The sequence below is a fragment of the Serratia sp. Ag1 genome, from assembly GCF_000743355.1.
Classification (GTDB): domain Bacteria; phylum Pseudomonadota; class Gammaproteobacteria; order Enterobacterales; family Enterobacteriaceae; genus Chania.
The window spans coordinates 86,561-112,874 of the sequence record NZ_JQEI01000016.1 but is presented as its reverse complement, the minus strand read 5'-3'; the positions used below and the strand labels follow the sequence as shown (position 1 = coordinate 112,874).

The following is a 26,314-nucleotide window of genomic DNA, read 5'->3' as shown; positions in this document are numbered from 1 at the left end:
TTTCTTGCCGGTTACGGCAGGGCTTCGTCGGTGCATGACTGGCTTTTTTATTCTGCCGCTGTTGTTACTGATCTCCCTTGGGGCCAGTGCAGCGCCAGCAAAAAAGAAAACGGCGGAAAAGCCTGGATCGAATGCGACGCAACCGCAGAATAAAGAAGCCCTTGAACGTATGCAAAATCGTGCGAAGCTGCTGGCTAAGTCGAAAGGCCGCCTTGCCGTTGTCCCACTGACGCCGGAACAGGCGCGTCGTGAAGCGCTGGTGAAACAGGAGCAGCGTTTGCAGAACCGTGAACAACTGGCCATGCATGGGCGCTGGAAGCCAGGCTATATCGGCGGTTCAGATCGTATGCCAACGTTGGCAACGGAAGAGTTAATGGGCGATCTGGGTAATCCTCGCGTGGAGGTCGCTATTCATACCGTGATCCAAAAGCTGAAATCCCAGATCGGCATTCCTTATGTGTGGGGCGGGCAAACGCCATCACAGGGGTTTGATTGCAGCGGCCTGGTTTATTACGTTTATAATCAGCACCTGAACGAAAAACTGCCGCGCACGACCAACCAGATGTATCAAAGCAAAAAATTGCGGCACATCAAACAAGGTGAACTGCGCAAAGGGGATTTGGTGTTTTTCCGCATTAAAAAGGACGTACCGGATCACGTCGGGGTGTACTTGGGGGATGGGCAGTTTATTGAGTCGCCACGTACCGGGGCTAATGTCCGTATCAGCAAATTGACGGATAACTTTTGGCAAAGCCACTACATCGGCGCCAAGCGGGTCATCACCGAGACGGCGTTGTTGTAACGCCCTCTCCTGTGCCATTCAAATCAACAGGCAATTTGCAGTACTAAAAGCTCAGGGCCCGGTGGAATACCGGGCCCTGAGCTTCTTGTCAGCCGCTGAAAACGTGATTAATCAGTGGGATCAGCAGGCATTATCGTCTGCAAATTGTAAAGCGCAATCAACGTTTGCAACCGTTCTGTCATGCCGGAAATTTTTAACTCGACGCCATGTTGGCGCTGTTGTTCACGCAAATGCAGCAGCAATGCCAAACCGGAAGAATCAACACGCTGCAACGATGCAACATCAACGATAGCTTTATCCGCCATCAACGCCTCACGCTGTTGCCACAACGGCAGCAGCGTTTCACGGGTCAGTTCACCGCGCAAAATGAGGGTGTGCTGTTGTGATTCCCAGCTTAATGCCTCGGCCATCAGTTTTTCTTATCCAGCGTGATCGGCTGCTTGGCGGCAACCAGCAATTGTTGAGTCAGACCATCCACCCCTTTGGTGCGCAGAGTAGACGCCCACTCGTTCTGCTTGGTGGTGATCATACTGACGCCTTCGGCGATCATGTCATACGCCTGCCAATAGCCGGTCTTGCTGTTTTTCCGCCATTGGAAATCCAGGCGCACGGGCGGGCGGTTACCGTTATCAATGATCGTCACACGAATAGCGACAATATCGGCATCCCCTACAGGCTGCGCCGGTTCGATCTGGTAAGTCTGGCCGTTATACATTGCCAGTGCCTGGCCGTAAGCCTGCTCCAGATACGCCTGGAAAGCGCTGAAATAAGCTTCACGCTGCGCAGGAGTGGCCTCTTTATAGTAACGGCCCAATACCAGCGCACCGGCGTATTTCACCTGCACAAACGGCATCAGCTCTTCATGCACGATAGTGCGCAAATAGTCGGGATCCTGTTTGATTTTCGGTTGTTCGGCTTTCAGACGTGCGAAGGTTTTATCCGCAGCATCCTGCATCAGGCTATAAGGATTGGTCTGATCAACCGCAGAAGCCAGCGGAGCAACCACCAGCAGCGCAACCATCAGTAAACGTTTAAACATGCAGGCTTCCTCTATTAATGACTTGTGGCAGGTTGTGGAACAGCGTCTGGTGCTACAGCCGGTTTTTCCGCACTGTCCTGGCCGCCACTCTTGTACAGGAACTGACCGATCAGATCTTCCAGAACCATCGCTGATTTGGTGTCCTGAATGGTTCCGCCATCTTTCAGAATGGTGGTGCCCATATCAGGATCTTCAAAACCAACGTTCAACGCCAGATACTGCTCACCCAACAGGCCAGAGGTACGGATCGCCAGCGAGCTGGTGTCCGGGATCTGGTTGTATTTATCCTGAATATCCAGCGCCACCCGCGGTGTGTAAGTTTTCGCATCGAGTGAGATCTCGGCCACCCGGCCAATCACTACCCCACCGATCTTCACCGGGGAACGCGCTTTCAAGCCACCGATATTATCGAAGGTGGCATAGATACGGTAAGTCGGTTCATTACCGATCGATTTAATATTTGCCACCTGCAGGCAGAGGAAGACGATGGCACACAGTGCAATCAGCATGAATGCCCCAACCCAGATTTCACTCTTCTTCGTTTGCATCGAATTAATTCCCAAACATCAGTGCAGTCAGCACAAAATCCAATCCCAACACCGCCAGTGACGAATGTACCACGGTCCTTGTCGTTGCCCGGCTAATCCCTTCAGAAGTCGGCACTGCATCATAGCCGTTGAAGATCGCAATCCAGGTTACGGTTATGGCAAATACCACGCTCTTGATCAGGCAGTTAAGTAAATCCTTGCGCCATTCAACCGCGCCCTGCATGGCAGACCAGAAGAAGCCGCTGTCGATGCCTTTCCAATCCACCCCTACCACCGAGCCGCCCCAAATGCCGACGGCAACAAAGATGATCGTCAGCAGCGGCATGCTGATCAAGCCTGCCCAGAAACGCGGGGCCACAATGCGCCGCAGCGGGTCAACCGCCATCATTTCCAGGCTGGAGATTTGCTCCGTGGCTTTCATCAGGCCAATTTCAGCGGTCAATGCCGAGCCTGCGCGGCCAGCAAACAGCAAGGCGGTCACAACCGGCCCCAGCTCACGCAGCAGCGACAGTGCCACCATCATACCCAAGCTGGCCTCTGCGCTATAGGTCGTCAGTACCAGATAACCTTGCAGCCCCAGCACCATGCCGATAAACACACCGGAAACCATGATGATCAATAGAGATTGCACACCCACGCTGTAAAGCTGCTTGAGCAGCAACGGCCACTGCTTACGCGGTTCCGGCTGCCCAACCAGCGCATGAAACAGCATCAGCCCGGCGCGCCCAAAAGCCGCACTGGTATTGATACCTCGGCGCCCTAACGACGCTAACGCCTGTAAAAACATGAGGTTAATTACTCCCATTCCTTAGAAGCTCAGTCTGGTAATCACTGGCCGGATAGCGGAACGGTACCGGCCCATCGGCAATACCATCCAGAAACTGACGCACGCGCGCATCAGGATTGCTCTGCAACTGCGGTGTCGTGCCTTCGGCAATCACATGGTGATCCGCCACGATATAGGCGTAATCAGCAATGCTCAATACCTCTGGCACATCATGTGAAACCACGATGCAAGTAATGCCCAGCGCATGGTTCAGTTCGTCAATCAGCTTCACCAACACGCCCATAGTGATGGGATCCTGGCCGACGAAAGGCTCGTCGAACATGATCAACTCCGGATCCAGCGCAATGGCTCGCGCCAGTGCGGCACGCCGCGCCATACCACCGGAGAGTTCATTGGGCATCAGATTGGCCGCACCGCGCAACCCCACGGCTTCGAGCTTCATCAGCACCGTGCTGCGCAAGATGGGTTCCGGCAAGCGGCTGTGCTCACGCAGCGGGAAAGCCACGTTTTCAAATACCGTCAGATCGGTGAACAGCGCACCCGATTGAAACAGCATGCTCATCTTCTTGCGCGATTCATAAAGTTGATGGCGTGACAGTGCCGGAATGTTGTCACCATCAAACCAGATCTCACCGCGATCGGGTGACAGTTGCCCGCCGATCAGGCGCAACAGTGTGGTTTTACCAATCCCTGATGGCCCCATGATCGCCGTTACTTTGCCACGGGGGACCGTCAGATTAATATCTTCAAATATCAGCCGATCGCCGCGAGAAAAGCTCATACCGCGCACTTCGACCAGATTATCTGCCTTCTGGTGCATATTTATTGATCCTTTACCGAGCATTCTTGCTAAGGGCCACCGCAATTAAGGCGATTACGCAGGCCTTAAATCTATCCGTGATGTTAAAGCAACAGACGCAGCGCGTCTCATCTTTACAAAAACTTACTGCCATTTCGCTACCAATGATGCCATTGGTTTTACTTTTAAGCTTCAGCCAGTCAAAATTAAGAGATAACGCAAAAAAATGAAACTGTTTGACTTTTAACCGGGAAAATCCGTTGCTGCAGTTGCACAACGCTGGGCAAGCAAGATGGCCGAATTTCGGCTTTACCAACGAACCGGGGTGATACCCAATGGATTTCAAGTTGTAGCCAGGCGGTGAGTCGGTGCCTCAATCATTGAGGATGAACGTGCAAAACCAACAACACGACAACCTGAAAAACCGGGGGATTATACCCAATAAAGGACCCTGCATGTTTCTCGCGATAGTATTGTTAATCGTTGGTTTATTTTTACTGGTGTATGGGGCAGATCGATTAGTTTATGGTGCTGCGGTGATTAGCCGCTCTTTGGGCGTTCCCCCGCTGATTATCGGGATGACCATCGTCGGCATTGGCACGTCCTTGCCAGAGCTGATTGTTTCGGTCACCGCTGCACTGAACGGGCAGACCGACATGGCGGTTGGCAACGTTTTGGGATCCAACATTGCTAATATTTTATTGATCCTCGGGGTGGCCGCCCTAATCCACCCTTTGGTGGTCCGTTCTGACATCCTGCGGCGCGAACTGCCGCTGATGTTGGCCGTCACTCTTTTATGTGGTTTTGTGCTGATGGACAACTCCCTCAGCAGGCTGGATGGCATAGTATTGCTGGCCGCCGCTGCCGGGTTTATTCTGCTGATGCTGAAAATCGCCCGGCAGGCCCAGCGCGAGGGCAATGACAGCCTGACTATGGAACAGCTCGCCGAACTGCCGCAGGACAGCAGCAACACCGTCGCCATCTTGTGGCTGGTGCTGGCATTTATCATCCTGCCGCTCTCTTCAAAAATGATCATCGATAACGCCACGGTGATAGCCCATTACTTCGCCCTCAGCGAATTGGTGGTTGGCCTGACGATCATCGCTATCGGCACCAGCCTGCCAGAACTGGCCACTACCATCGCCGGAGCACTAAAGGGTGAAGATGATATGGCGATTGGTAATATCATCGGCTCCAATATTTTTAATCTGGTGATTGTGCTGGGCGTCCCCGCCCTGCTGTCGCCGGGCAGTATCGATCCCGCCGCTTTCCAGCGTGATTACTGGGTGATGCTGGCAGCCAGCATCCTGCTCAGTGCCTTGTGTTTGGGGCGCAAACATCGCATCGGCCATCTGGCAGGGGCTCTGTTATTATGTGGGTTTATTGCGTATCTTGCGGTGCTGTTCTTTCACCCTTTCAGTGCGTTTTTTGGCTAAGTGATGGGAATAAGTATGTCGAACATTCAGTGGCAACCGGGCTTTGATTTTCAGCAGGCAGGCAGAGAAGTGCTCCAGATCGAGCGCGATGGCCTGGCCCAGCTTGATCAGTATATCAATGCCGATTTTACCCGCGCCTGCGAAATGATCGCCGCCTGCTGCGGCAAAGTGGTGGTAATGGGCATGGGCAAATCCGGCCACATTGGCTGCAAGATTGCCGCCACCTTTGCCAGCACGGGCACCCCGTCATTCTTTGTGCACCCGGCAGAAGCCAGCCATGGCGATCTGGGGATGGTCTCGGCGCAGGACATCGTGCTGGCTATCTCCAACTCGGGTGAGTCCAATGAGATTCTGGCGTTGATTCCGGTGTTGAAACGCCAGCAGATCCCGTTGATTTGCCTGACCAACAACCCGGAAAGCTCAATGGCTAAGGCCGCAGAAGTGCATCTGTGTATTAAGGTGCCGCAAGAAGCCTGCCCGCTTGGCCTGGCTCCCACCACCAGCACCACAGCCACATTAGTGATGGGTGATGCTCTGGCGGTGGCACTGCTGAAAGCACGTGGCTTTACGCCAGAAGATTTTGCGCTGTCGCACCCAGGTGGGGCACTGGGCCGCCGCCTGCTGCTGCGCGTCAGCGATATCATGCACAGCGGTGATGAGATCCCGCAGGTGAGCGCCGAGGCTTCTCTGCGCGACGCCTTGCTGGAAATCACCCGCAAAAATCTGGGCATGACCGTCATCTGTAACGATCTGATGAAGATCGCCGGGATCTTTACCGACGGTGACTTACGCCGGGTGTTTGACATGGGTATCGATCTCAATAACGCTAAAATTGCCGATGTGATGACGCTGGGCGGCATCCGGGTACGCCCGAATATGCTGGCGGTCGATGCGCTCAACCTGATGCAGCAACGCCATATCACCGCCGTACTGGTTGCCGATGGCGACCAGTTGCTGGGTGTGGTACATATGCATGACATGCTGCGCGCTGGCGTTGTCTAATGAAAGGAAGAAGTCAATGAGTATGGTCGAAACCTGCTACGGGCCGATCACTGAAAGCGTCATGGCACGAGCCGGGAAGATCCGCCTGCTGATTTGTGATGTCGACGGCGTACTGTCAGACGGCCTGATCTACATGGGTAACCAGGGTGAAGAGCTGAAAGCCTTCAATGTGCGTGACGGTTATGGCATCCGCTGCCTGAAAACCTCGGGCATTGAAGTGGCTATCATCACTGGCCGATCGGCCAAGCTGTTGGAAGATCGTGCAAAAACGCTGGATATCACCCATCTGTATCAAGGGCAATCCGATAAGCTTTTGGCCTTCCGTGAACTGTTGGATAAACTGTCGTTAGTCCCTGATGAAGTCGCCTATATCGGCGATGATCTGATCGACTGGCCGGTGATGGCCGAGGTGGGCTTGGCGGTAGCAGTAGCAGATGCGCATCCGTTGCTGACGCCGCGAGCGCATTACGTTACCCGGATTGCCGGGGGGCGCGGTGCCGTGCGTGAACTGTGTGACATGATTCTTTTGGCTCAGAACAAGCTGGAAGAGGCCAAAGGGCTGTCGATATGAGTAAAACCAAGCTTTGGGTCACTCTGATGCTGGCGGTGATTGCACTGGCACTGATCGGCTGGAATCTGGCCGATTTCAGCGGCGATGATAACCCAGTCCCGCTCAATCAGCAGGATCCGACCTACCAGAGCCAGCATACGGTGACCGTGGTCTATAGCCCAACCGGTAAGCTGAACTATAAACTGGTGGCTGAAGAGGTACAGTATTTTACCGCCGAGGAACTGAGCTGGTTCACTAAACCGGTGATGACACTGTTTGATCAGAACGCTGTGGCTATCTGGTCAGTACGCGCCGATCGCGCCAAACTGACCAAAGATCGTATGCTGTATCTGTACGGCCACGTTGAGGTGAACAGCCTGACCACCACCTCGCAGCTAGAGAAAATTAAAACAGATAATGCTTGGGTTAATCTGGTCACACAGGATATCTCTTCCGATGATGAAGTCACCCTGTTCGGGACCAACTTTACCTCTAATGGCATGAAAATGCGTGGGAATCTGCGGGACAAAACCGCTGAGCTGATTGATAAGGTCAAGACCAACTATGAAATTCAGAACCAAAAAACAACTCCGTAATCTATTGATCGCCAGCCTCGTTTTGACCGCCAGCACCCCGGTTCTGGCGTTGAAATCCGACGCCGATCAGCCAGTGAATATCAATTCACTGAAGCAGTCGCTGGATATGCAGAGCAACGTCAGCACGTTTACCGATGAAGTGGTCATCAAGCAGGGCACGATTGAGATCAAGGCCGATAAAGTGGTCGTGACTCGCCCTGGTGGCGATCAGAACAAAACCTACATTGAAGCCTTCGGCACCCCGGTCACCTTCTATCAGATGCAGGATAACGGCAAACCGGTGAAAGGCCATGCGCAGAAAGTCCGTTACGACGTTGCCACCCAACTGGTCACGCTCACCGGCAATGCCTACCTGGAACAGCTCGACAGCAACGTACAAGGCGATCGCATCACCTATCTGGTGCAGCAGCAGCAAATGCAGGCGTTCAGCGATAAAGGCAACCGTGTGACCACCGTATTGGTGCCATCACAGTTGCAAGACAAAAGCGCGCAAAAGAAGAGTAACTAATCACTTATGGCAACACTTATCGCAGAACATCTGGCGAAAGCCTATAAAGGCCGCAAAGTCGTTGAAGACGTCAGCCTAAAAGTGAAATCTGGTGAGATCGTCGGCCTGTTGGGCCCAAACGGGGCCGGTAAAACCACGACTTTTTATATGGTGGTGGGCATCGTTCAGCGTGACGCCGGGCGCATCGCCATCGATGAAGAAGACATCAGTATCCTGCCATTACATGCGCGTGCGCGCCGTGGAATTGGCTACCTTCCTCAGGAAGCCTCGATTTTCCGCCGTTTGAGCGTTTACGACAACCTGATGGCAGTGCTGGAAATCCGTCACGACCTCACCAGCGAACAGCGCGCCGACCGCGCGGTAGAGCTGATGGAAGAGTTTCACATTTCGCACCTGCGCAATAACCTGGGCCAGTCACTTTCCGGTGGTGAACGCCGCCGGGTGGAAATTGCCCGAGCGCTGGCCGCCAACCCGAAATTCATCCTGCTGGATGAACCCTTTGCCGGGGTTGACCCGATTTCCGTTATCGATATCAAAAAAATTATCGAACACCTGCGCGACAGCGGCTTAGGCGTGCTGATCACTGACCATAACGTGCGCGAAACGCTGGACGTGTGTGAACGCGCCTACATCGTCAGCCAGGGCAAATTGATTGCCCACGGCACACCAGATGCTATTCTGGCTGATGAGCAAGTCAAACGCGTTTATCTGGGCGAAGAGTTCCGCCTCTAAGTTCTGGCTAACGGAAGTCAACCGAAGATTATGAAGCAAGGTTTGCAACTCAGGCTCAGCCAACAATTGGCGATGACTCCCCAGCTACAGCAGGCGATACGCTTGTTGCAGCTGTCTACGCTTGAACTTCAGCAGGAGATCCAGTTGGCGTTAGAGAGCAACCCTTTGCTTGATCAGACTGACCCGTACGACGAAATAGAGACTGCGGAACGTCTCGACACCGAAGAGCTGGATACCCGCGAAGCGCTGGAGCAGCAGGATCTACCGGAAGAACTGCCGCTGGATGCCACCTGGGATGAGATCTACACGGCAGGTACTCCCTCCGGTAGCAGCATCGATTACAGCGATGACGAGTTGCCGGTCTATCAGGGAGAAACCACCCAAACGCTGCAGGATTATCTGATGTGGCAGGTGGATTTAACGCCGTTTTCTGATACCGATGCCGCCATTGCCACCTCGATCATCGACGCCGTTGATGATACCGGTTATCTCACCGTGCCGCTGGAAGACATTCTGGAAAGCATCGGCGACGACAATGTCACCCTGGACGAAGTCGAAGCGGTTTTGAAACGCGTACAGCGCTTCGATCCGATCGGCGTGGCGGCGCGCGATCTGCGCGATTGTTTGCTGATCCAGCTTTCTCAATATGCCAAGAACACGCCTTATCTCGCCGAAGCACAATTAATCATTAGTAATCATCTGGATCTGCTGGCCAATCACGACTTTCGCAGCCTGATGCGAACAACCCGCTTAAAAGAAGATACACTGAAAGAAGCGATGGTGCTGATCCAGTCGCTCGATCCGCGCCCTGGGCAGTCGATCAATACCGGTGAATCAGAGTATGTGATCCCGGATGTGCTGGTGCGTAAGGTACAGGATACCTGGCAGGTGGAGCTGAATACTGACAGCATCCCACGGCTGAAGATCAACCAGCAGTATGCGGCGCTTGGCAATAGCGTGCGCAACGAGGCGGATGGTCAGTTTATCCGCAGCAATCTGCAGGAAGCGAAATGGCTGATTAAAAGCCTCGAAAGCCGTAACGAGACTCTGCTCAAGGTGAGCCGCTGCATTGTCGAGCAGCAGGAGGCCTTCTTTGAGCTGGGGGAAGAGTTTATGAAACCCATGGTACTGGCCGATATCGCCCAGGCCGTGGAGATGCACGAATCAACCATCTCGCGCGTGACCACGCAGAAGTTTCTGCACAGCCCGCGCGGCATTTTTGAATTGAAATATTTCTTCTCCAGCCATGTGAACACCGACAGCGGCGGCGAAGCCTCCTCGACGGCGATCCGGGCGTTGGTGAAGAAATTGATTGCGGCGGAAAATCCCGCTAAACCGCTTAGCGACAGCAAGCTGGCCACAATGCTTTCCGATCAGGGGATCATGGTGGCACGCCGTACCGTTGCCAAGTACCGAGAGTCTTTGTCCATCCCGCCGTCAAATCAGCGCAAACAGTTGATTTGACCTCACTAGAGAAGGAAGACATTATGCAGCTCAACATTACCGGACACCACATCGAAATCACTGAACCAATGCGTGAGTTTGTGAACAGTAAGTTCGCCAAACTTGAGCAATATTTTGATCGCATTAATCAGGTGTATGTCGTTCTCAGTGTGGAAAAAGTGCAACAGATTGCGGAAGCAACGGTGCACGTGAATGGAGGCGAGTTGCACGCCACTTCGGAAAAAGAAGATATGTATGCCGCAATTGACTGCCTGATCGACAAACTGGCACGCCAATTGAACAAACATAAAGACAAACTAAAACATCACTGACGTTCGGGCAGTTGCCGCCTGCGGCAGCGGCCCAAATTGTAGTCATTGGCTACCAGGCAAGCATCGGCGTGTCACCCTGAACGGGGCGCGCCGAGCGGCCATCAGGGTTAAACCGGCGAAAAAAACCGATTCATTGAGCGTAATCGGTACAGGTAGTTTGCAACCTCGGCTGTTTTATTCACCGGGTTTCAGATATCCAAGCCTAGCGCTTGATGCGGTTTTTTAAGTGAAGATGAGATGAACAACGAAATAATGCAATTAAGCTCGGTATTAAACATCGAGTGCACCAAAAGCGCGGTACACTGCACCAGCAAGAAACGGGCGTTGGAAATTATCAGCGAATTGGCCGCCAATCAGCTCAACCTGCCTCCGCAGGTGGTGTTTGACGCCGTTCTCACCCGCGAACGTATGGGCAGTACCGGTATCGGCAACGGTATCGCCATCCCTCATGGCAAGCTGGAAGAAGACACCCTGCGAGCCGTTGGCGTGTTTATCCGTCTGGAACAACCCATCGCCTTTGACGCCATCGACAATCAACCGGTTGACCTGCTGTTCGCCCTGCTGGTGCCAGCCGATCAATGCAAAACGCATTTACATACTTTGTCACTGGTCGCCAAACGGCTGGCGGACAAAACTGTCTGCCGCCGCCTGCGTGCAGCACAGACAGACGAAGAGCTCTACCAGATTATCACCGAATAACCGTTACCTGGCGTGACTTTCAGCCATGAAAACGCTACTGTTTTACTGAGAATCATCCAGGCTCCGGCCTGGATAATAAAAGATCCTAACGGTGGCGATAAACGCCATTGAGATGCCAGGGGAGTTGCCACATGGTGCTGATGATTGTCAGCGGCCGTTCCGGTTCAGGGAAGTCTGTCGCCCTACGGGCGCTGGAAGATATGGGTTTTTACTGCGTTGATAACCTGCCGGTGGTTCTGCTGCCGCAGCTTGCACAAACGCTGGCTGAGCGTAATACCTCCGCAGCGGTCAGCATTGACGTGCGTAACATGCCAGAATCGCCGGAAGTGTTTGAACACGCAATGACTCAGTTGCCGGAAAGCTTTTCACCGCAGTTGCTGTTCCTCGACGCCGATCGCAATACCCTGATCCGCCGCTACAGCGATACTCGCCGCCTGCATCCTCTTTCTGCCAAAAATCTGTCGCTGGAAAGCGCGATTGATGAAGAGAGCGATTTGCTCGAACCCTTGCGTTCACGCGCCGATCTGATCATCGACACCTCAGAAATGTCGGTGCACGAACTGGCTGAAATGTTGCGTACCCGCTTGCTGGGTAAACGCGAGCGTGAGCTGACCATGGTGTTCGAATCCTTCGGCTTCAAGCATGGTATTCCTATTGATGCCGATTACGTGTTCGACGTGCGTTTTCTGCCAAACCCACACTGGGATCCGAAGTTGCGCCCAATGACCGGCCTGGATAGACCGGTGGCCTCGTTCCTCGATCGTCACACCGAAGTGCATAACTTCATTTACCAGACGCGCAGCTATCTGGAACTGTGGTTACCGATGCTGGAAACCAACAACCGTAGTTACCTGACCGTGGCTATCGGCTGTACCGGCGGTAAACACCGCTCGGTGTATGTCGCAGAACAGCTGGCTGATTATTTCCGCTCACGCGGCAAGAACGTGCAGTCACGCCACCGCACGCTGGAAAAACGCAAATAATGACGGTCAAGCAAACGGTAGAAATCAAGAACCGGCTGGGCATGCATGCCCGGCCAGCGATGAAACTGTTTGAACTGGTGCAGAGTTTTGACGCTGAAGTGCTGCTGCGCAACGACAGCGGCACCGAAGCGGAAGCCAGCAGCGTGATAGCCCTACTGATGCTGGATTCCGCCCAAGGCCGCCAGATCGAAATTGAAGCCACCGGGCCGGAAGAACAGCAGGCCCTGGCGGCGGTGATCGAACTGTTTAATTCCGGCTTTGATGAAGATTAATTCCCCGGTCACTTGCGCAGCCAAGATTTTTGCGGCTTGAAACACGGCGGGTATACTCAGTACCTCATCATCACCGATTTCAGCTCGGTATAATGTTCGATAAACGCGCTACCAAATTCCCGCCCAACCCCCGACGATTTCATCCCACCGAACGGCAATGCCGGATCGAGGAAAGTGTGCATATTGATCCACACTGTTCCGGCTTCGATCCGTGGGATCATGCGCATTGCCTTGCTGAGATCGTTGGTCCATAGACTGGCGGCCAGCCCATAAGGCGAATCGTTCATCATCGCGACCAACTGTTCTTCATCGTTATAGGCCAGGAACGTGCCCACCGGGCCGAAGGTTTCCTCACGCATCAACAGATCATTGGGCCCGTTAGCGCGGATCGCCGTCGGTGCCACAAAGAAACCGGGGCCAGCAAGCGCATGGCCGCCACAGACAATCTGGCTGCCTTCAGCACGCGCCTTATCGAACAGGCCAAGTACCTTGCGATAATGCGCCTCGTTGGCTAATGGCCCCACTTCGGTAGTTTCATCCAGTGATGACCCGACCTTCATCGCCCCCAAACGCTGTGCCAACTTCTCCAACACTGCATCAATATGGCTGGCGGGCAGATAGAAACGCTCAGCCGCCGCGCAGATCTGCCCCTGATTCAGGTAACCGGCTTCGATAATACCGTCGACCATCTTGTCGACAGAAACATCGGCCAGAAACGCCGCGCCATTTTTACCCCCCAACTCCAGCGTGGTGCGCACAATCCCCTGCTCCATCGCGGATTTACCCACGGCAATGCCTGTCGGGACTGAGCCAGTAAACGACACTTTGGCGCAATGAGGATGAGCAATCAGCGCCGGGCCCAAACGCGCACCAGAACCGTTGATCACATTAAGCGCCCCGTCCGGGATCCCCGCCTCTTTCGCCAGCTCAGCGACCCGCAGCATGGTCAGCGGCGTATATTCACTGGGTTTCAGCACCACCGTACAGCCGCAGGTCAGCGCCGCAGCCAGCTTCCAGATGGCGATCATGATCGAGAAATTCCATGGGATGATCCCGACCACGACACCCAAGGGCTCGCGCCGGGTGAAAGCGGTATATTGTTCCCCCCGGAAAGAGGGCAATGAGACGTTGAGCGTTTCCCCGCTGATCTTGCTCGACCAACCTGCAAAGTAGCGCAGGAACTGCGCGGCCATGTCGATTTCCAAGCCACGTGCCAATTGAATGGTTTTGCCGGAACACAGGCTTTCCAACTGCGCCAGTTCTTCACGGTTTGCCTGCAGCAAGTCAGCCAGACGCGTCAGGCAGTTGCCGCGCTCCATGGGTGAAACCTGCGCCCAACTGCAGTGAAAAGCGGCAAATGCCGCCTGCATTGCGGCCTCTACTTCTCTCTGCCCGCCTTCAATGACCTGCGCAATGGCTTGCCCGGTTGCCGGGTTAACGACCGCAAACTGCTCTTTTCCTGTTCCGCTCAGTGACTGGCCATTAATGTAATGACCATGCTCACGGCCAAGAAATGCCGTCACCTGCGGCAGCAACGTAATATCCGTCATCGCATTCCCCTCTTTACGTGTTAGCCCTCAACAATCGCCAGATAGTGCTTCACAAAGCGATCGGAAGTGATTTCCCAGCGTACCGGAGTGCCTTTTTCTACAAACCAGGAATCACCGGCCTGATAGTGCACCGCCTCACCGGTATTTTCATTGGTCAGCGTCGCCGTGCCTTCCCACACCGTGGCATGTTCATTAAACGGATACTCCATCACGAACGCCCCGCGCGTGCAGCTAAAGACGCCACAGTTCAGGTTGTCCGACGGTTCACCAAAGATCATCGCTACGCCGACGTTGGGTTCACCGGCAACAACCGTGGCGCCCAGATTGCTGACGCTGCCGATTTGCAGCAGTTCTGGTAATGCTTGTTTGAGCAGGAGTGGTTTCATGGTTTTTCCTTTTAAAATTAATGATGGTTGGCAACAGAATTAACGGCGGCCCTTCCAGTAGCCCGAGGTCTGGTGCCAGACTTTGCCAGCGGTGGTCATCACCCGGCGCAGCTTGTCCTTGCCGAAAATATTGACGTGCGGGATCGAGCTCATCAGATCGTAACGATCGGATCCCTCACTCATCCCTTCTGCCAGCACTTTGCAAACGATATGGCTCGGCGTCACACCAAAGCCGGAATAGCCCTGCACATAGAACACATTGTCATGCTGTGGCAACGTGCCGATCTGCGGGAACAGGTTGGCACTGCAGCACAGCGGCCCGCCCCAGGCCAGATCGATCTTCACGTCTTTCAGATACGGGAACACCTTCAGCATCAGGTTACGGTTCCAGGCCTTCAGGTCTGACGGAATGTATTCGATCAGGCGGGTGGCGCTGCCAAACAGCAGCCGGTTCTCGTTGGTCACGCGGTAATAATCGATAACCGGTCGGATATCGCTGTAAGCACCGCGGATCGGGCTGATCTGGCGGATAAGATCGTCAGATAAAGGCTCGGTGGCCAGTTGGAAAGCGTAGGTATTAATGGTTTTTTGGTAGATAAAAGGTTCCATACCGTTCAGGAAACCATTGCAGGCCCAGAGCATCTTATTCGCCCGCACCGACCCCATCGCTGTGCGCACGGTGATCCGCGAACCGTATTCCACGTTTAGCACGCTGCTGTTTTCGAAGATTTTGACGCCGTAATCCGCCAGCGCTTTGGCTTCACCCAGCAGCAGGTTGAGCGAATGAACGTGGCCGCCCCCCATGTGTTTCAGCGCACAGGTATAGGCATCGGAGCCCACCACCTGCTTCACCTCTGAGCCGGTATAAAATTCGATCTCCTCATCCGGTGAAACCGCTTTGAACTCTTTCAGCCAGCTACGCAGGGTTTTCTCTTGCCGCGCATTGCTGCCCAGATAACCGTAACCAAAACAGAAATCCGCATTAATGTCGTATTTTTTGATCCGTTCGCGGATGATCCCGGCACCCAGGTTGCTGATCTTAAAGATAGTCTCCAACCCTGCCGGGCCAACGTGGCGTTTGATCTTTTCCAGATCGTGGCCGATCCCGGCCATCACCTGCCCGCCGTTGCGGCCAGTACCGCCGTAACCCAGATAACGGCCTTCAAGAATGGCAATGTTAGTAATGCCTTTTTCTGCCAGCTCCAGCGCAGTATTAATGCCGGAAAAGCCCCCGCCGATGATCACCACATCAACGTCCAGATCCTCTTCCAGCGTCGGGAAGCGCAGATCGTATTTCTTGGTCGCCGCATAGTAGGTTAACGATTCGATTTCATTACTCATTGCTACACTCCCGTTGACTCATTTCCTAACCTGAATTATCAGGAGGGCAAGTACAGGCGACTATGTCCCTTTAGGGACATTTGCAACAGAATTTTAACATTATGCGGTGCGCCGCAAAGGAGCGGTAAGAAACAGATTGAACAGTTCGGCCTGAGAACCAATCTTCAGTTTGCCATAGATATTTTTACGGTGATTTTTCACCGTTCCAAGGCTGATAAACAGCCGTTCGGCAATCTGCTGCGAGCCATTACCGCTGAGGATCAGATCGACAATCTCGCGCTCACGCGGCGTCAGAACGTAACGCGCCTGAGCGGCGCTATCAGCCAGCGGAGCTGGGGAAACCGGTGGATTGGCGGGTACCACTTCGCTGTGCAGCCGCGCTACGCTTTTCACCAGCGTCAACGCCCCGTGTAAATCCGCCAGACGGGGAGCGCGCACGCCTACCGTTTGGCGCACAGAGCCGAAAAACACCCCCAAACCACGTTCTGGGGCCAACTGTAGCAATACGCCAGCTTCATCGTGCCAGCCGGTTTTGCGGTAGAAATTGCGGTAATAATCCGTCTGATAAAAACCACAGGGAGCTAACTGGCGCAGGGTAAACACGCTGCCATGCACGCCTTCATTCAGCGCCCGGTAAAAAGGATCTTCAAGGTAGGCCCCTTGCTGATAAATCTGGTTTACCGCATCGCTGTTTTCTTTTTCCGCCTTCATCAGGCAACGCGGTACCTGACCACGCTCGAAGGCATAGACAATCGCATTGTCAAAAGCAAAAAAGCCTTCCAGATAGGCCAGCAAGTTGGGATAGAACTGGCGGGTCGCCACCGCGTCGATCACCGCTGACAGCCTTTCGATCTGAATTCCCATCCCCGCCCCCAAATTATTAATAAATTAATAATCAGTTTATTCCAACGCCAAATGCCAGACTGTGGCCTCTCACCTATAAAAAGCATTCAACCGGCAAGAATGCAAGGCCGGGACTGTTTACATGTTAAACAAATCACAAGTTTGATTCACATGACCCAGGGTGACATTTAACATATTAACAATTAAGAGTTAGCACATGAAAAAGCGTTAGTTCACTGTTAACGGCTGAATTAAGCTGTGATTTTCAGATAAACCTGAGTCTAAGGAGAGAACATGACAACCAGCCAGATCATTGCTAACCGACAGACCTATTTCGGCAAGGGGAGTATTCAGCAACTGCTCCCGTTGCTGCGGGCCGAGCCCCAAACGACGTTGCTGTTCACCTGCCGTTCATTTCTGGCCGGTTCCGTTTACTCGTCACTGGCAGATACGCTGACGCCGCTGTTGGTTGGCAGTGAAATTGTTAGCCATGAGGCTTCGCCACAGGAGATTGATGTCTGGGTGGCCCGCTGGCGGGGCAAGGTAAAAAGGGTGGTAGCGATTGGTGGTGGCAGCGTGCTGGATGCCGCCAAAGCCTTTGCTGCGATCGTCGAACACCCACTGCCAACGCTGCGCTATATGGAAAAAGTCGGTGATAGCCCAATCAGCGGTGCGACGCTGCCGGTGATCGCCGTTCCTACCACCGCCGGGACAGGCAGCGAGGCAACGCAAAACGCTGTGCTCACCGACACCCGGTTTGCCAAAGTGAAAGCCTCATTGCGCCACCACAACTTTGTCCCTCAAGTGGCGATCCTCGATCCCGCCCTGTTGGAAGGAGCCCCAGACGATGTGCTGGCCTATTGCGCCCTCGACGCTTTCACACATTTGCTTGAATCTTATCTGTCCAAAACGGCCAGCAGCCTGTCACGCACTCTGTCGCTGGCGGGTATCCAGCATTTCCTCAGCGCTTGGCCGATGTTGAAACACAGTGATGAAGCGCGGGAAGCGATTATGCAGGCTTCCTACCTTGGGGGTTTGACGCTGAGTACGGCTGGGCTCGGGGTGATCCACGGCATTGCGGGTGAGATTGGGGCGCTGCGTAACTACCACCACGGCCAAATATGCGGTTGCCTGTTGTTGCCCTTTCTGGAATTGCTTAATGAAAGTGAGCACCCACAACAACGTGCATTAATGGCAGAACTCGCGTACCGCCTGTTCCCGACAGAACAGGGCAGCCCGGCGCATTTCTTGATCGATTTCATCACCCGCAACGCTATCGTGCCATTCTGGCAGAACGATTTACCACTCAGCCACGATGAACTGACCATCGTTCTGGAGAAGTCCAACAGCAAAAACGCCTGGGTCAACTATTCGCAACAACAGCGGCGATGGCTGATCGAAGGAGCGTTCCCGATTGAATGATTATATAATCAGATCAATAAAATAGCGGGAGCAAAGACATGAGTATTATCGACTGGATTTTAACCGGCATTGCGGTTGGCCTGATCGTCGGTGCGTTGATCAAGATCTTTGGCAAGAAGAAAGAGTAAACAACCGTCAGCCTCCTCTCCCTGCGTGAGAGGAGTGTTTTAATTCCCGCTTAGGCAACCGATCGTGCTGGCAAAGCACAGGGTTAATCCAAGGGGAGCGTAAAACCTGCGATCAGCGGGTCACTGGCCTGGAATAACGCAATGATGCTTTTTACCACCTCGCCACTCCGCTGGCTTGACCATGCCAGTGACAGGGTTGATGGATGGCGCGGGTGCTTGGTCTTTTTCTGTACCAGTTCCCCACTCTCCAGATAAGGCTGACACAGCGTATGCGGCAGAAAACCGATCCCCACCCCGCGTAAATGGCATTCCAGTTTGGTATGCAGATCCGGCACCTTAATTTCATGCTGACCAGCGAGTAGCCAGGCAATGCGTTTAGCCAGATGGCGGGCGGTATCTTCAACGTTAATTGCCGGATAAAGTCGCAACCGATCCTCGAGCAACGGTTCAGGCACATTAGCGAGCGGGTGATGCGGTGCGACGACAAATACCCAGTTAATTTTGCCTAGTGGCAATACGTTAATGGTATTTTCCAACGATTCATTACCCGTCGCTCCAATAGCCAGATGGCAATCCTCATTCAACAGAGCATCCCATACCCCCATATAGACCTGACGCGAAATATGGAACTGGGTAAACGGGTAGCGTAACTGCAGATAAGCCAGTAATTGGGCAACGGTCACCGGGTTATAGAGCAGGTTATTGAACACAATATTAACCTGGTGTTCCACCCCATCGTTGATTTGCCGCAGCTCATCGGGCATAGAAACGAGCCAGTTATGCCACTGACTACAGCGTTCCAGCAGATATTCACCGGCCGGGGTCAGATTGACACTGCGGGTCGTGCGAATAAACAGCAAGGTCCCAATACTTTCTTCCAATGCTTTGATGCGATAGCTGATGGTGGCGGTAGTTTTGTGCAGTAATTCGGCAGCGCGTGAAAAGCTCTGACATTCTGCCACTTTGATAAACGAACGAATGGTTTCCTGGTCCAGCATGATGATTCCTCACAAAGTACTACCACATTTCTTGTGCCATACGGAATAATTTACGGCTCTTACCTTTTACGGGTTAGTCATAAAACGGTACAGCATGACTCCGATCACACTTTGCCCGCGTTCAGCGTTAGAAAATGACTAAGTAACTATTTTGTTAAATAACCGACACCGACTTTATTATATTTTAACTTACTGATTTTAAATGACTTAAACCGCCAATTGTGCGAGCGATCATATTGTGGAAAAATTTTCCAAATTTAACTTTTAAATTCCAGATGACCTGTTTAAAGTGTGGGTATCAGTCAGTTTGTCATGTTGTTCCGGAAATAATGTTGGAGAAACAGATGGATTTAATTGCCGTTGAGCTCACACCAGAAGCCTTTGCCCCTTATGGTGATGTGCTGCAAACCGAAGGATCGTCATTTTTCCATATCAATGATGGGAAAACGGCGCGATATCATGATCTTGCCAAAATCGAAGTCTCTGATGGTCATCGGGTACTGGCCAGCATCAACCGCTCAGAACCTTGTGATATGCCGATGCAGTTTTCAGTGCTGGAAAAGCATCCCCTGTCTTCACAGGCTTTTATCCCGATGAATGGCGAGCGTTTCGTGGTGATTGTCGCCGAAGCGGGAAAAGGTGATGAAATCCCGGTTAACACGTTGCGCGCGTTTATCACCAATGGTCGGCAAGGGGTGAATTATCATCGCAACGTCTGGCATCACCCTTTGTTTGCCTTTGGTCAGGTTACCGACTTTTTCACCATCGATCGTGGGGGTGCAGACAACTGCGTTGTCAGCCAATTACCAGAGCCTTGCCGAGTTATCCTTGGATAGCGCTGTCCCCAACTGTACAGGCTGTTTATTATAGCGGGTAGAAAGCCAAACCTTGAGCTAAATGAAGGAAGCCTGAATGAACGAATTACGCAGAAAAGGAAGACCAACGACAGAATCGGGGGTGAAAAAAGGCGCGCAAGCATTGGAGCGTGGGCTGGAAATCCTGCAGTTTCTGGCGAATGCCGGTGGTAGCTCCTCTGTTTCCGTGTTATCCGAGCAGTTGGCTTTACCGCTGTCGACAACATTCAGGACATTGAAAGTATTAGAGAAATCCGAGTTTGTTTTCCAGGATCCACAACTGGGCTGGTGGCATATCGGCATACAATCGTTCACTGTTGGTTCGACCTACATGAACGACAGAGATGTGGTCTCCGTGGCAGGCCCTTATATGCGGCGCTTGATGCTCCTGTCTGGCGAAACGGCCAACCTGGCAATCAGGAATAATGTTGATGCTGTGCTGATCCGCCAGTGTGAATGTCAGGCGATGGTACGCATGTGTGCCCCACTGGGCAGCCGCTTGCCTCTGCATGCTTCAGGTGCGGGTAAAGCGTTGCTCTACCCGTTGGCGGAAGAAGAAATGCTGGATCTGGTGGTGCGTTCAGGGTTGCATTCCTTCACCCCGAAAACACTGACCAGTTTGAATTTGTTGCAGAAAGATCTCGCCCGCTCGCTGTCACAGGGTTACACCATTGATGACGAAGAGCATGCGTTGGGTTTGAACTGCCTGGCCTCGGCGATTTTTGACCGTAACAATAACGTGATTGCCGCGATCTCCATTTCAGGGCCAAGTTCGCGCGTGAGCAGCGAGCGTTTTGAGGAGTTGGGCGAACTGGTACGTGATGCGGCCAGCGACATTAGCGCCGCCCTGGGCGATTCGCGCAGTAAAAGAGAGAACCTTTAAAGCAAGACCTGTAGTCGCAGCAGCGCCTACAGGCTGAGATCCCCGCGTTTATCCACCTAGCGGGTTTTTTTGAAGTCATTTTTATTTTGGAAAAATTTTCCAATATTAGGAGAGTATCAGATGGCTAAAATGCGAGCGGTAGATGCGGCAATGTATGTACTGGAAAAAGAAGGCGTAACGACCGCATTTGGCGTGCCAGGCGCTGCGATCAACCCATTCTATAACGCCATGCGCCAACATGGGGGCATCAAACATTATCTGGCTCGCCATGTTGAAGGCGCTTCTCACATGGCAGAAGGGTATACCCGTGCCAAACCCGGTAACATTGGCGTGTGCCTCGGTACTTCCGGGCCTGCCGGGACGGATATGATTACTGCGCTTTATTCCGCCTCTGCCGATTCGATCCCCATTCTCTGTATCACCGGCCAGGCACCGCGCGCACGCCTGCATAAAGAGGACTTCCAGGCGGTTGATATCGAATCCATCGCGAAGCCCGTCACAAAGATGGCCACGACGGTGCTGGAACCTGCACTGGTTCCCCGCGTCTTGCAACAGGCGTTTTACCTGATGCGCTCAGGCCGCCCCGGCCCGGTGCTGGTCGATCTGCCTTACGATGTGCAAATGGCCGAGATCGAATTTGATCCAGAAACCTACTCATCTTTGGGTGCCGACAAGCCAGCCGCCACTCAGGCGCAGATCGACAAAGCCCTGGACATGCTGTGTGCAGCACAGAAACCGCTGATCATTGCCGGTGGTGGCATCCACAACGCCGATGCTGCCGATTTGCTGCAACAGTTGGCAGAGACGTGCGGCGTGCCGGTGATCCCAACGCTGATGGGATGGGGCTGCATTCCGGACGATCATTCCTTAATGGCAGGCATGGCTGGGCTGCAAACCTCACACCGTTATGGTAACGCCAACCTGCTGGATTCAGACCTGTTATTGGGCATCGGTAACCGTTGGGCCAACCGCCACACGGGGTCAGTGGATAAATACGTCGCAGGCCGCAAAATCATCCATATCGATATTGCACCAACCCAGATTGGCCGCGTGATTTGCCCGGATCTTGGCATCGTTTCAGATGCCAGAACGGCCTTGCAGATGTTGCTGGACAGAGCGCGTGAGCGGGCCGATCAAGGCAGTTTGCCAAACTGGTCATCCTGGGCAGCAACCTGCCTCAAGCGCAAACAAACCCTGTTACGCAAAACCCATTTCGACAACGTGCCGGTCAAACCGCAGCGTGTTTATGAGGAGATGAATCGGGCGTTTGGCCGTGACGCCTGCTATGTCACCACCATTGGGCTTTCGCAGATTGCTGCTGCCCAGTTGCTGCATGTTTTCAAACCACGTCACTGGATCAACGCGGGTCAGGCGGGCCCATTAGGCTGGACCATTCCTTCGGCCCTTGGCGTGTGTGCGGCTGATCCGCAACGCAAAGTCATTGCGCTGTCCGGTGACTATGACTTCCAGTTTATGATCGAAGAACTGGCGGTAGGGGCGCAATTCAAGCTGCCTTATATCCATGTGCTGGTGAATAACGCCTATCTGGGGTTGATCCGCCAATCACAACGCGGTTTTGACATGGACTACTGCGTTCAGCTCTCTTTTGAAAACATCAATAACTCAGAAATTGGTGAGTACGGTGTTGATCACGTCAAAGTGGTTGAAGGCTTGGGATGCAAGGCTCTCCGGGTGTTTAAGCCGGAAGATATTGGCCCGGCGTTCCAACAGGCCCAAGAACTCATGCGTCTGCATCAGGTTCCAGTCGTGGTGGAGATTATTCTCGAACGGGTGACCAACATCTCAATGGGGACAGAATTGGACAACGTTAATGAATTTGAACCTGTTGCCGAGTCACCAGAAGACGCCCCGACCGCAGTCAGTTATTTCAATTATCGTTAGGGGAACAATTATGCCGAAGTTTTCAGCTAATTTATCAATGTTATTCAACGAAGTGGACTTTTTGCAGCGTTTTCGCTGTGCCAAAGAACAAGGGTTCGCGGCGATAGAATATATGTTCCCTTACGATTATCCGTTACAGACATTGAAAAATGCTCTGGAGGAAAATCAATTAACTCAGGTATTGCAGAACCTGCCTGCGGGGAATTGGGCAGCAGGTGAGCGGGGCATCGCCTGTTTGCCTGGGCGCGAATCCGAGTTTCGCGATGGCGTAGGTTTAGCGATTGAATATGCCCAGGGCTTAGGATGTGCGCAAATCAATTGCCTGATTGGCAACCCGGATAACACCGTTGCGCGGCATAAAACCGATGAAATTGTGGTGGCTAATTTGGGCTATGCGGCCAAGGAGTTGGCGAAAGCGAATATTCGCTTCTTGGTTGAGCCAATCAATAAATACGACATGCCAGCGTTCTATTTGCAAACGACAACCCAGGCATTAGAGCTGATGGATTGGGTTGATAGCCCTAATCTGTTTATTCAATACGATATTTACCACATGCAACGTATGGAGGGTGAACTCACCCAAACCATGCAGAAACTGCTCAAGCAAATAGCGCATATCCAGGTTGCCGACAATCCAGGGCGGCACGAGCCCGGCACCGGTGAAATCAACTATGACTATCTGTTTAGCGCCTTGGACAACATGGGCTATAGCGGTTGGATCGGCTGTGAATATAAGCCCGCCACCACGACGGTTGCCGGGATGTCGTGGATAAAGAAATATCAACATTGAGGGAAATATCATGAAAGTAGGCTTTATCGGTTTAGGGATCATGGGCACCCCGATGGCAGAAAAGTTAATGGCGGGTGGCCACCAGTTATATGCCAATACGCTGAGCCAGGTTCCCCCTGAATTGCTGGCAAAAGGTGCAATAGCTTGCGCCACCCCCAAACAGGTGGCCGAGCAGGCAGATATTATCTTCATTATGGTGCCGGATACGCCACAGGTTGAAGAAGTGTTATTTGCTGCCAATGGCTGCGCTGAAGCCGCGCTTAAAAACAAAATCCTGGTGGACATGAGTTCTATTTCACCTTTGGCGACCAAAACATTTGCCAAACGGATCAACCAACTGGGTGCCGATTACCTCGACGCACCGGTTTCTGGTGGCGAAGTAGGGGCTAAACAGGGCTCATTGACTATCATGGTCGGCGGTGACGAAGCCATATTCGGGCGCGTGAAGCCTTTACTGGCGCTGATGGGCAAAAACATCACGCTAGTTGGCGGCAATGGCGACGGCCAGACCTGTAAAGTTGCCAACCAGATTATTGTGGCGCTGACCATTGAGGCGGTCTCTGAAGCCCTGATCTTTGCTTCCAAAGCCGGTGCCGATCCGGCGCGGGTGCGTGAAGCACTGATGGGCGGTTTTGCTTCTTCGCGCATTCTGGAGGTGCATGGCGAGCGGATGATCAAGCGGGCGTTTGAACCCGGCTTCCGTATCTCTTTGCATCAAAAAGATCTCAACCTTGCGCTGCAAGGAGCGAAGTCTCTGGCCCTCAGTTTGCCCAATACGGCCTCTTGCCAGGAATTGTTTAACCTTTGTGCTGCCAACGGCGCCAAAGATCTGGACCATTCCGCTTTAGTTCAGGCGTTGGAGATCATGGGCAACCATAAAATATCTGGCTAAAGCGTGGGATCTCTACTCTGCATAACTCTAGTTGCTGGTAGATAACAGAACACCCAAGCAACCTGAAGTATACAGGGTATAGATCCCGATATATCGCAGGCCACCTGGCATATTATTTTTTTAATTGGCTCACACTACTGCACATATTGGTATTTTCTCTATCAAGTTAAATTATTAATGCTCAAGGCTGTGAATGGCTTTCAGGTGCTACCTGCTTCTAAAAATGTCAGTGGGCTATTTTAGGTAAATGATAGAAAAACTCACTTAATCGATTTTCTTATTAAAAATAAGAAGGACTTGTCATGGAATCTATCAGCAGCAAGCAGCGAGAGAAATACCAACAGCGTGGCTATCATGAAGATCTTCTCCCGAAAGAGACGGACAAGAAAACCTGGAAAGCAATTAACTATTTTACTCTCTGGATGGGTTCTGTGCATAACGTCCCCAACTATGTTGCCGTGGGGGGCTTTTTTATTCTGGGCCTTTCTACCGTCAGTATTATGGCGGCGATTATCCTCAGTGCTTTTGTTATCGCTTTTGTCATGGTGATGAACGGTGCGGCAGGGTCAAAATACGGCATTCCTTTCGCCATGCTCCTGCGGGCATCTTATGGCGTTCGTGGAGCGTTATTGCCGGGGATCCTCAGAGGCTGTGTGGCCGCTATCATGTGGTTTGGCCTGCAGTGCTATGCCGGTTCGCTGGCTTTTCTAATCCTACTCGGCAAACTGTGGCCGGAGTTCCTGACGTTAGGCGGCGATTTCAGCCTGCTGGGGATCAGCCTGCCGGGGTTGATCGCTTTCCTGATTTTCTGGGCGGTTAACGTGGCTATCGGTTTAGGCGGCGGGAGCATTCTCAATAAATTCACCGCGATCCTTAACCCTTGTATTTACGTCGTATTTGGTGGCATGGCGATCTGGGCCATCTCACTCGCCGGGTTGAGCAATATTATTGCCTATGTCCCCGCAAATACGGATATCACCAGCAATAGCGGCTTTATGTTTCTGGTTGTGATCAATGCGGTAGTGGCAGTTTGGGCCGCACCTGCGGTCAGCGCATCCGATTTCACCCAATATGCCAAAAGCTTCCAGCAACAGGCTGTCGGGCAAACGTTGGGCTTGGTGGTGGCCTACTTGCTCTTTGCCGTTGCCAGCGTTTGTATTTTAGCCGGAGCCAGCATCCATTACGGGGTTGATACGTGGAACGTGTTGGATATCGTACAAAAATGGGATAGCGTTTTTGCTTCGGTGTTTGCGGTATTGGTTATCTTGATGACCACGATTTCAACCAACGCAACCGGTAATATTATTCCGGCAGGTTACCAGATCGCGGCGATTGCCCCCAAGAAGCTGACCTATAAAAATGGGGTCGTCATCGCCAGTATTATCAGCCTCATCATCTGCCCCTGGAAATTAATGGAGAATCAGGAAAGTATTTATCTGTTTCTTGATGTGATTGGTGGGATTCTGGGGCCGGTTATTGGGGTAATGATGGCGCACTACTTTATTGTGATACGCAGTGACATTAATCTGGACACCTTATACACAGAACCAGGCAACTATAAATATTACGAAAATGGTTTTAACAGCGTAGCCTTTATTGTGACTTTAGTCGCGGTGGTACTTTCTCTGGGGGGCAAGTTTATCAGCATCCTGGAGCCCTTGTCCCGGGTTTCCTGGTTTGTCGGCGTTATTAGTGCCTTCTGTTTGTATGCATTAATTAAAAGCAAGGTCGCTGCAAGCGGCAAGAATATACCTGATGTGGATATCATAACGAAGTAGAAATATATATCCCCATCAT

29 protein-coding genes are annotated in these 26,314 nt (G+C 52.7%); 19 read left to right on the top strand and 10 right to left on the bottom strand.

Annotated elements, in window-relative coordinates; genetic code table 11:
• Window positions 1-34 precede the first annotated feature (34 nt).
• Window positions 35-802 (top strand): C40 family peptidase, encoded by a 768-nt coding sequence (locus IV04_RS10630; RefSeq protein WP_037397548.1) that lies wholly within the window; start codon window positions 35-37, stop codon window positions 800-802.
• A 107-nt stretch (window positions 803-909) separates the two neighbouring features.
• On the opposite strand, the gene mlaB is transcribed toward IV04_RS10630, so the two are convergent.
• The 5 genes from mlaB to mlaF are packed head-to-tail and all read right to left on the bottom strand — an operon-like array spanning window position 910 to window position 3,996.
• Entirely contained in the window at window positions 910-1,212 is a 303-nt protein-coding gene (mlaB, locus tag IV04_RS10625; RefSeq protein ID WP_037397545.1) for a lipid asymmetry maintenance protein MlaB, read from the bottom strand.
• Window positions 1,212-1,841, bottom strand: coding sequence for a phospholipid-binding protein MlaC (mlaC, locus tag IV04_RS10620; protein ID WP_037397541.1), 630 nt, complete (start codon window positions 1,839-1,841; stop codon window positions 1,212-1,214). The genes mlaB and mlaC overlap by 1 nt, the downstream gene beginning before the upstream one ends.
• Before the next feature lie 14 nt (window positions 1,842-1,855).
• Window positions 1,856-2,389: an outer membrane lipid asymmetry maintenance protein MlaD gene (gene mlaD, locus IV04_RS10615; protein WP_037397537.1), complete on the bottom strand. Its 534-nt coding sequence runs from the start codon at window positions 2,387-2,389 to the stop codon at window positions 1,856-1,858.
• Window positions 2,390-2,393: 4 nt separating this feature from the next.
• Complete coding sequence (mlaE, locus tag IV04_RS10610) at window positions 2,394-3,176, bottom strand: lipid asymmetry maintenance ABC transporter permease subunit MlaE (protein WP_037397533.1); 783 nt, start codon at window positions 3,174-3,176, stop codon at window positions 2,394-2,396.
• 4 nt (window positions 3,177-3,180) lie between these two features.
• On the bottom strand, window positions 3,181-3,996 hold the full coding sequence (gene mlaF, locus IV04_RS10605; RefSeq protein ID WP_037397530.1) for a phospholipid ABC transporter ATP-binding protein MlaF: 816 nt from the start codon (window positions 3,994-3,996) through the stop codon (window positions 3,181-3,183).
• A gap of 434 nt (window positions 3,997-4,430) precedes the next feature.
• On the opposite strand from mlaF, the gene IV04_RS10600 reads away from it, so the two are divergent.
• From IV04_RS10600 to npr, 11 genes are all read left to right on the top strand, one after another.
• Entirely contained in the window at window positions 4,431-5,411 is a 981-nt protein-coding gene (locus IV04_RS10600; RefSeq protein ID WP_037397526.1) for a calcium/sodium antiporter, read from the top strand.
• Between the two features lie 15 nt (window positions 5,412-5,426).
• Window positions 5,427-6,413, top strand: coding sequence for an arabinose-5-phosphate isomerase KdsD (gene kdsD, locus IV04_RS10595; protein ID WP_037397523.1), 987 nt, complete (start codon window positions 5,427-5,429; stop codon window positions 6,411-6,413).
• Between the two features lie 16 nt (window positions 6,414-6,429).
• A complete protein-coding gene (gene kdsC / locus IV04_RS10590) occupies window positions 6,430-6,984 on the top strand; it encodes a 3-deoxy-manno-octulosonate-8-phosphatase KdsC (protein WP_037397521.1) in 555 nt (184 codons plus the stop codon).
• Window positions 6,981-7,559: an LPS export ABC transporter periplasmic protein LptC gene (gene lptC / locus IV04_RS10585; protein ID WP_037397519.1), complete on the top strand. Its 579-nt coding sequence runs from the start codon at window positions 6,981-6,983 to the stop codon at window positions 7,557-7,559. The genes kdsC and lptC overlap by 4 nt, the downstream gene beginning before the upstream one ends.
• The gene (lptA, locus tag IV04_RS10580) at window positions 7,528-8,067 is read left to right on the top strand and encodes a lipopolysaccharide ABC transporter substrate-binding protein LptA (protein ID WP_037397517.1); all 540 of its coding nucleotides are present in this window, start codon (window positions 7,528-7,530) and stop codon (window positions 8,065-8,067) included. Before lptC ends, lptA begins: the two co-directional genes overlap by 32 nt.
• A gap of 6 nt (window positions 8,068-8,073) precedes the next feature.
• Entirely contained in the window at window positions 8,074-8,799 is a 726-nt protein-coding gene (gene lptB, locus IV04_RS10575) for an LPS export ABC transporter ATP-binding protein (RefSeq protein ID WP_037397515.1), read from the top strand.
• Between the two features lie 30 nt (window positions 8,800-8,829).
• Window positions 8,830-10,263: an RNA polymerase factor sigma-54 gene (gene rpoN / locus IV04_RS10570; protein ID WP_037397513.1), complete on the top strand. Its 1,434-nt coding sequence runs from the start codon at window positions 8,830-8,832 to the stop codon at window positions 10,261-10,263.
• A 23-nt stretch (window positions 10,264-10,286) separates the two neighbouring features.
• Window positions 10,287-10,574 carry a ribosome hibernation promoting factor gene (hpf, locus tag IV04_RS10565; protein WP_037397510.1) on the top strand — a complete coding sequence of 96 codons (288 nt, stop codon included), beginning with the start codon at window positions 10,287-10,289 and terminating at the stop codon, window positions 10,572-10,574.
• A gap of 237 nt (window positions 10,575-10,811) precedes the next feature.
• A complete protein-coding gene (gene ptsN, locus IV04_RS10560; protein WP_197062162.1) occupies window positions 10,812-11,273 on the top strand; it encodes a PTS IIA-like nitrogen regulatory protein PtsN in 462 nt (153 codons plus the stop codon).
• A 131-nt stretch (window positions 11,274-11,404) separates the two neighbouring features.
• Window positions 11,405-12,256 carry an RNase adapter RapZ gene (gene rapZ / locus IV04_RS10555; RefSeq protein WP_037397504.1) on the top strand — a complete coding sequence of 284 codons (852 nt, stop codon included), beginning with the start codon at window positions 11,405-11,407 and terminating at the stop codon, window positions 12,254-12,256.
• A complete protein-coding gene (gene npr / locus IV04_RS10550; RefSeq protein WP_037397501.1) occupies window positions 12,256-12,528 on the top strand; it encodes a PTS phosphocarrier protein NPr in 273 nt (90 codons plus the stop codon). The genes rapZ and npr overlap by 1 nt, the downstream gene beginning before the upstream one ends.
• 56 nt (window positions 12,529-12,584) lie before the next feature.
• Here the strand turns inward: npr and IV04_RS10545 are convergent, their stop codons facing one another.
• The 4 genes from IV04_RS10545 to IV04_RS10530 all read right to left on the bottom strand — a co-directional run bounded on the left by IV04_RS10545 (window position 12,585) and on the right by IV04_RS10530 (window position 16,669).
• Window positions 12,585-14,078 (bottom strand): aldehyde dehydrogenase family protein, encoded by a 1,494-nt coding sequence (locus IV04_RS10545; protein ID WP_037397499.1) that lies wholly within the window; start codon window positions 14,076-14,078, stop codon window positions 12,585-12,587.
• Between the two features lie 20 nt (window positions 14,079-14,098).
• Entirely contained in the window at window positions 14,099-14,464 is a 366-nt protein-coding gene (locus IV04_RS10540; protein ID WP_037397496.1) for a cupin domain-containing protein, read from the bottom strand.
• Between the two features lie 39 nt (window positions 14,465-14,503).
• Window positions 14,504-15,805 carry an FAD-binding oxidoreductase gene (locus IV04_RS10535; protein ID WP_037397493.1) on the bottom strand — a complete coding sequence of 434 codons (1,302 nt, stop codon included), beginning with the start codon at window positions 15,803-15,805 and terminating at the stop codon, window positions 14,504-14,506.
• A gap of 99 nt (window positions 15,806-15,904) precedes the next feature.
• Window positions 15,905-16,669, bottom strand: a complete 765-nt coding sequence (locus IV04_RS10530; protein WP_037397490.1) for a LuxR C-terminal-related transcriptional regulator — start codon at window positions 16,667-16,669, stop codon at window positions 15,905-15,907.
• Between the two features lie 273 nt (window positions 16,670-16,942).
• Between IV04_RS10530 and IV04_RS10525 the strand changes: the two genes are divergently transcribed.
• Window positions 16,943-18,070 (top strand): iron-containing alcohol dehydrogenase, encoded by a 1,128-nt coding sequence (locus tag IV04_RS10525; RefSeq protein WP_037397487.1) that lies wholly within the window; start codon window positions 16,943-16,945, stop codon window positions 18,068-18,070.
• Window positions 18,071-18,281: 211 nt separating this feature from the next.
• Here the strand turns inward: IV04_RS10525 and allS are convergent, their stop codons facing one another.
• Window positions 18,282-19,196: an HTH-type transcriptional activator AllS gene (gene allS / locus IV04_RS10520; protein WP_037397485.1), complete on the bottom strand. Its 915-nt coding sequence runs from the start codon at window positions 19,194-19,196 to the stop codon at window positions 18,282-18,284.
• 344 nt (window positions 19,197-19,540) lie between these two features.
• Here allS and IV04_RS10515 point away from each other — a divergent pair, with 344 nt between their 5' ends.
• From IV04_RS10515 to IV04_RS10490, 6 genes are all read left to right on the top strand, one after another.
• Window positions 19,541-20,032 (top strand): ureidoglycolate lyase, encoded by a 492-nt coding sequence (locus IV04_RS10515; RefSeq protein ID WP_037397958.1) that lies wholly within the window; start codon window positions 19,541-19,543, stop codon window positions 20,030-20,032.
• A 76-nt stretch (window positions 20,033-20,108) separates the two neighbouring features.
• Complete coding sequence (allR, locus tag IV04_RS10510; protein ID WP_037397482.1) at window positions 20,109-20,933, top strand: HTH-type transcriptional repressor AllR; 825 nt, start codon at window positions 20,109-20,111, stop codon at window positions 20,931-20,933.
• Between the two features lie 120 nt (window positions 20,934-21,053).
• On the top strand, window positions 21,054-22,835 hold the full coding sequence (gene gcl / locus IV04_RS10505; RefSeq protein WP_037397479.1) for a glyoxylate carboligase: 1,782 nt from the start codon (window positions 21,054-21,056) through the stop codon (window positions 22,833-22,835).
• Between the two features lie 10 nt (window positions 22,836-22,845).
• Window positions 22,846-23,625 carry a hydroxypyruvate isomerase gene (hyi, locus tag IV04_RS10500; protein WP_037397476.1) on the top strand — a complete coding sequence of 260 codons (780 nt, stop codon included), beginning with the start codon at window positions 22,846-22,848 and terminating at the stop codon, window positions 23,623-23,625.
• A 10-nt stretch (window positions 23,626-23,635) separates the two neighbouring features.
• Complete coding sequence (gene glxR / locus IV04_RS10495; RefSeq protein ID WP_037397474.1) at window positions 23,636-24,517, top strand: 2-hydroxy-3-oxopropionate reductase; 882 nt, start codon at window positions 23,636-23,638, stop codon at window positions 24,515-24,517.
• A 302-nt stretch (window positions 24,518-24,819) separates the two neighbouring features.
• A complete protein-coding gene (locus IV04_RS10490) occupies window positions 24,820-26,295 on the top strand; it encodes a putative allantoin permease (protein ID WP_037397471.1) in 1,476 nt (491 codons plus the stop codon).
• Window positions 26,296-26,314 lie beyond the last annotated feature (19 nt).